The sequence below is a fragment of the Bradyrhizobium sp. genome, assembly GCF_035701725.1.
GTDB lineage: Bacteria > Pseudomonadota > Alphaproteobacteria > Rhizobiales > Xanthobacteraceae > Bradyrhizobium.
In genome coordinates this window covers 1-5,910 of the sequence record NZ_DASSRP010000186.1, presented here as the reverse complement: position 1 = coordinate 5,910, position 5,910 = coordinate 1, and the positions used below count along the sequence as shown (strand labels likewise).

At 63.7% G+C, this 5,910-nt stretch carries 6 protein-coding genes; 1 reads left to right on the top strand and 5 read right to left on the bottom strand.

Annotated elements, in window-relative coordinates; genetic code table 11:
* Nucleotides 1-700: transporter (locus tag VFL62_RS10965; protein ID WP_325172394.1), on the top strand; the 700-nt coding region annotated here is incomplete at its 5' end.
* Between the two features lie 6 nt (nt 701-706).
* Here the strand turns inward: VFL62_RS10965 and VFL62_RS10960 are convergent.
* From VFL62_RS10960 to VFL62_RS10940, 5 genes are all read right to left on the bottom strand, one after another.
* The gene (locus VFL62_RS10960; RefSeq protein ID WP_325172393.1) at nt 707-1,162 is read right to left on the bottom strand and encodes a MarR family transcriptional regulator; all 456 of its coding nucleotides are present in this window, start codon (nt 1,160-1,162) and stop codon (nt 707-709) included.
* A 10-nt stretch (nt 1,163-1,172) separates the two neighbouring features.
* Nucleotides 1,173-1,877 (bottom strand): ABC transporter ATP-binding protein, encoded by a 705-nt coding sequence (locus VFL62_RS10955; RefSeq protein ID WP_325172392.1) that lies wholly within the window; start codon nt 1,875-1,877, stop codon nt 1,173-1,175.
* Nucleotides 1,874-2,665 (bottom strand): ABC transporter ATP-binding protein, encoded by a 792-nt coding sequence (locus tag VFL62_RS10950; protein ID WP_325172391.1) that lies wholly within the window; start codon nt 2,663-2,665, stop codon nt 1,874-1,876. The genes VFL62_RS10955 and VFL62_RS10950 overlap by 4 nt, the downstream gene beginning before the upstream one ends.
* Nucleotides 2,662-4,545, bottom strand: a complete 1,884-nt coding sequence (locus VFL62_RS10945; protein WP_325172390.1) for an ABC transporter permease — start codon at nt 4,543-4,545, stop codon at nt 2,662-2,664. Before VFL62_RS10945 ends, VFL62_RS10950 begins: the two co-directional genes overlap by 4 nt.
* Nucleotides 4,546-4,740: 195 nt before the next feature.
* Nucleotides 4,741-5,880 carry an ABC transporter substrate-binding protein gene (locus tag VFL62_RS10940; RefSeq protein ID WP_325172395.1) on the bottom strand — a complete coding sequence of 380 codons (1,140 nt, stop codon included), beginning with the start codon at nt 5,878-5,880 and terminating at the stop codon, nt 4,741-4,743.
* Nucleotides 5,881-5,910: the final 30 nt, after the last annotated feature.

The following is a 5,910-nucleotide window of genomic DNA, read 5'->3' as shown; positions in this document are numbered from 1 at the left end:
GTCGGAAGAAATCGCGACGGATCGGCCCGATGTGACGAATTCGAGCATCGTCGTCCCGGTCGGCAGCCTGCAAAACGAGAACGGAGTCAATTTGGGCGGACGGGACGGGAACCTGCGGCTCGATGCGAGCAACAGCCGCTGGCGGCTCGGCATTGCGCCCTGCCTCGAAGTCCTGATCGATTTGCCGACCTATTTTGCCAACGTCCATGGCGCCGGCGTATCCGGCTTCAGCGACGTGTCGCCGGCGGTCAAATGGCAGATCAGCCCGGTCCCGGGAAAAATTGATCTATCTGTCGTCGCCGGGGTGGCGCTGCCGACCGGCGCGGTCGCGATCGCGGGCCGCGGCGCGCAGCCTTACCTGCAAATGCCGTGGTCCTACGAACTCCACGATGGCTGGGGCGTCAGCGGCATGCTCACCGACTTTTTCCGCCCCGACGATTTCACCGCAAGAAGCATCACCGAGACGACCTTTGTCGTGGAGAAGAAGCTGACGCCGCGCTTCAGCCTGTTCACCGAATATGTCGGCGACTATCCCCAAGGCGCAAGCTCCAGCCAGTTCTGGAATTCGGGCGGGGTGTATCATCTGACCAAGACCCAGCAGGTCGATTTTCACGTTGCGCTCGGGCTCAACCACAACACGCCAAGCACCATCGTGGGTGTCGGCTATTCGTTCCGGGTTGACGGCCTGTTCCGTCAATGAATTCGGTCAGCGCAGCTTGTCGAGCAAGGCCACGAACAATTCGCGCTCGCGTGCATCGAGTGGCGCCAGCGTTTCCTTTGAAATCGCCAGTGCATTGGACGCGACCTTCTCCACCAGTTGCTGACCTGCACGGGTCAGGCTGACGCGCAAGCGCCGGCCGTCCTCCGGATCGTCGCTGGTCTCCGTCAGTCCACGCGCCGTGAGGCGATCGATGACACCCTTGATGGTGGCCACATCCATCGCGGTTAGGCGCCCAAGCTGGTTCTGCGAGCACGGGCCGGTTTCCGCGAGTTTGGCGAGCGCCGCCCATTGCGTCGGCGTCAGGTCAGCGCCGATGTCGCGGGCGAAGATCACGGCATGACGCTGCGAGACCTGGCGCAGGATGAAGCCGATCTGGTCGTCGAGCACGTAGGCCGGCCGCGGCCCCTTCATGCTTCGTTTCGGCGAAACGGCCCTGTTCATCCCTGGCCCCTTACAACGCCAAATGCGCGTCGCGAATGTCGGGACGCGCATCGAGTTCGGCCATGGTGCCGGAAAAACAGATGCGGCCGCGCTCGATGATATAGGCGCGATCCGATATCAGCCGCGCGAAGTGCAGATTTTGCTCCGATACCAGAAGGCTGACGCCGGCCTTCTTCATCGCAACGATCGCTTCGACCATCTGCTCGACGATCTTGGGCGACAGGCCCTCGGACGGCTCGTCGAGCAGCACCAGCGAGGGATTGCCCATCAAGGTCCGCGCGATGGTCAGCATCTGCTGCTCGCCGCCGCTCATGCGCCCGCCGGGCCGGTTGCGCATCTCCGCGAGATTTGGAAACAGCTCGAACAGCCGCTCGCGGGTCCATTGCGGCGCGCCCGCGCGCGCCGGCTGCCGGCCGACTTCGAGATTTTCCTCCACGGTGAGGTCGGTGAAGATGCGGCGCTCCTCCGGCACATAACCGAGCCCGCCGCGCACGATCGCATGCGTCGGCAGGCCTTCTATGTCGCGGCCCTCGAACTGGATGCGCCCGGTACGCCGCGCGACCAACCCGACGATCGAACGAAAGGTCGTGGATTTCCCGGCGCCGTTGCGGCCCAGCAGCGCGACCGCTTCCCCCTCACCGACCTCCAGCGCGACGTCGAACAGGATATGCGCCGGGCCGTAATGGCTGTTGAGGTCGTGGACCGAGAGCTTCATGAGGAGGCCTCCTCACGGTGACGCGCATCATAGACGAGCCCCTCGCCGAGATAGATCGCGCGCACCTCCGCGTTGCGCCGCACCGCTTCCGGCGAGCCCTCCGCGATCAGGTTGCCGCGGTTGAGCACGAGAATGCGGTCGGCGTGTTCGAACACGACATCCATGTCGTGTTCGGTGAACAGCACCCCGATCGACTTCTCCCTGGCGATCTCCGCGGTGAGCCGCATCAACTCGATCCGCTCGCGCGGCGCCATGCCCGCGGTCGGCTCATCCATCAGCAGCAATTTCGGCTCGTTGGCGAGCGCAATCGCAAGCTCGAGCCGCTTGAGATCGCCATAGGCCAGCTCGCCGCAGGGCCGCATCGAAAAGCCGCCCATGCCGACGAGATCAAGTAATCGATCAGCCTCCTCTCGCGCGTATCGCGGCATCGAGGTCGCAAGATCGAACAGCTTGTGGCCATGCGAGGATAATGCGACCTGGACGTTCTCCCGAACGGTCATGGTCGGAAACGTCGCAGTGATCTGAAAGGTGCGTCCGACGCCGAGCCGCCAGACCTCGCGCGGCTTCATGCCGGTGGTATCTTGCCCCAGCACGCGCACCCTTCCCGCATCAGGCTGCGTCTGGCCGTTGAGCATGTTGAAGCAGGTGGACTTTCCGGCGCCGTTGGGGCCGATCAGCGCCAGGATTTCGCGTCGTGACAGCGCGAACGAGACGCCGCGCACGGCGTGCACGCCGCCATAGGATTTGCTCAATCCCTCGACCGACAATAATGGCTGATCGGCGCTCATTCGGCGGTCTCGATATGTGAGGCGATCCCGGAACGATGGGCCGGCGATAGGCGGCGCGGCCAGATCGCCTCGAACGTTCCGACGATTCCCTTCGGGAACGCGACCACGATCACGACGATGAAGCCGCCAAGCACGAGCTTGGACCAGTCGGTCTGGCTGACCAGCCAGATTGACAACGCCTTATAGACGATCGCGCCCACGATCGCGCCCGACACCGTTTCGACGCCGCCCAGCAGCACCATGACCAGCGCGTCGACCGACAGCGGAATGCCCAGCACATCCGGAAATACGCTGCCCTTCAGATACGCAAATAGCGCGCCGCCGATGCCCGCCGCCGTGCCGGCGATCACGAAGGCGCTCCACTGGACGCGCTTGCCGTCGATGCCGATGGATTCGCTGCGCAGCGGGGAATCCCTGTTGGCGCGCAGCGCAAATCCGAACGGCGAGAACGTGATGATGCGCAAAGCTCCCACCACGAGCGCTGCAACCGCCAGTGACAGCCAGTAAAAATGCGACGGGCTCGCCGCCCAGCGCTCCGGCCAGACGCCGAGAATGCCATTGTCGCCACCGGTGAGGCTGACCCACTGGAACGCGACCGACCACACGATCTGCGCAAAGGCGAGCGTCAACATTGCGAAATAGACGCCGGACAATTGAACGGTGAAAAATCCGAATACCGCCGCGCCCAATAATCCGAACAAAGGTCCGGCGAGCAGCGCAACCAGCATCGGCAGGCCCGCCAACTTGACGGCGAAGGCGACGCCGTAGGCCCCGAGGCCGAAATAGGCGGCATGCCCAAACGAGGCGAGCCCGCCGGCCGACATCAGGAAATGCAGGCTCGCGGCAAAGATTACCGAAACCGCAATCTCCGCGCCGACAGTGAGCGCATAGTTGCCGGCGAAGAGTGGCAGCGAAGCGGCGAGCAGCAGCGCAATGGCGGCGACGATGCGCTCGTTCCGGTTAAGCACGCGCCAGGGATTGACGGTGATGCCCGGCGTGCGCCGGGCCGGTGCCTCGGCTTTGCCCAGCAACCCCCACGGCCGCACAATCAGGACGACCGCCATCACCAGAAAGACCAGGATGATCGAGATTTTCGGAAAGATCAGAATGCCGAACGCATTCAGCTCCGAGACCAGGACAGCGGCGACGAAGGCGCCGGCGACACTGCCGAGGCCGCCGATCACCACGACGACGAACACGTCGACGATGACGCGCAGATCCATGGCATGATGCACGGCATCGCGCGGGATTTGAAGGGCGCCGGCGAGCGCGGCCAGGAATACGCCGAGCGCAAACACCGAGGTGAAAAGCCATTTCTGATTGACGCCGAGCGCCGCGACCATGTCACGGTCCTGCGTCGCGGCCCGCACCAGCACGCCCCATCGGGTGCGCTGGAATACCAGCCACAACAGCCCGAGCACGACAGGTCCGAGCACGATCAGGAACAGGTCGTAACTCGGAATGCGCTGGCCGAAGAAATCGAGCGCGCCCTTGAGGCCCGGCGCGCGCGGGCCGACCAGATCGTCCGGCCCCCAGTTCAGCACCACGAGGTCTTCGACCATCAGCGTCAAGCCGAAGGTGGCGAGCAACTGGAACAGTTCCGGCGCGTGATAGATCCGGCGCAGCAGCAGCATTTCGACGATGACGCCGATCGCAGCAACAATCAGAGCGGCGGATACAATGCCGCCCCAAAACCCGACCGCGCCGGACAGGCGCTCGGTCAGCGTGAAAGCCACATAGGCGCCGAGCATGTAGAACGCGCCGTGGGCGAAATTGACGATCCGCGTCACCCCAAAGATGATCGACAGGCCTGACGCGACCAGGAACAGCGAGGCTGCGCTGGCAAGTCCGGTCAGGAACTGAACGACGTAAAAGGCCATGGGTGGTTCGATTACTTTCAGTAAGTCGGCCGCATCCTTCGCGACGGCACTTCGTGCCTCCTCAGGATGAGGGTCTCACTTCTCACGGTGAGGAGCGCGGCGCACCCGAGGAGGCCGAGCCATGCGAGGCCGTCGGCGAACGGTGGAAACAAGAGCCGCGCGTCTCGAACCATGAGGCCGCGGCGATGTGCACCCTCATTCCTTCGGCCGCATCTTTTCGATTTCCGCGTTATCAGGCAGATAGTCCGACCCCTTGCGGTAGACGGAATCGACCATCACGCCCTTGCCATCCTTCAGCGCAGTCTTGCCGACGAAGGCGCCCAAGGTCGATTGGTGATCGATCTTGCGGAAGGTGATCTCACCGAACGGCGACGGCAGCGACAGGCCCTCGGCTGCCGCGATCATCTTTTCCGGATCGGTCGAATTGGCCTTGCCGAGGATCGCCGCCGCTGCCTTGACCGTCTCGTAACCGACGATCGAGCCGAGCCGCGGATAGTCGTTGTACTTGGTCTGATACGCCTTCAGGAAGGTGTCGTGCTCGGGCGTCTTGATTGCGTACCAGGGATAGCCGGTGACGATCCAACCCTCGGGCGTTTCATCTTTCAGCGGATCGAGATATTCCGGTTCGCCGGTCAGGAAGCTCACGACGGTACGGTCCTTGAACAGGCCGCGCGTATTGCCTTCGCGCACGAGCTTGACGAGGTCGGCGCCGAATTCGACGTTGAGGATCGCTTCCGGATTGGCAGCCGCCACCGCCTGCACCACCGGACCGGCGTCGATCTTGCCCTGCGGCGGCCACTGCTCTTCGACCCACTGAATGTCGGGCCGCTTCTCCGACATCAGCTTCTTGAACACCGAGACCGCCGACTGGCCATATTCATAGTTCGGCGCAATCGTCGCCCAGCGCTTGGCTGGCAATTTCGCGGCCGCCTCCACCAGCATCGCCGCCTGCATGTAGTTCGAGGGGCGCAAGCGGAAGGTGTAGCGGTTGCCTTTCGACCAGGTCACGGCGTCGCTCAAGGGTTCGGCGGCAAGAAAGAACACCTTCTTCTGCTTGGCGAAGTCGCTGACGGCGAGCCCGATGTTGGACAGGAACGTGCCGGTCAGCATCGCCACGTTCTCGTTCGATACCAGTTCGTTGGCCGCGGTCAGTGCGTCGGCCGGCTTGCCGCTGTCATCCTTGGAGACGACGACGAGCTTCTTGCCGTTGATGCCGCCGGCCGCGTTGATCTCCTCGACCGCGAGCTGCCAGCCCTTGCGGTAGGGCTCGGTGAAAGCCGGCAGGCCGGAATAACTGTTGATCTCGCCGACCTTGATGTCCTCGGCAGAGGCGATCGAGCTGACAGCGGCCCAAACGGCAGCAGC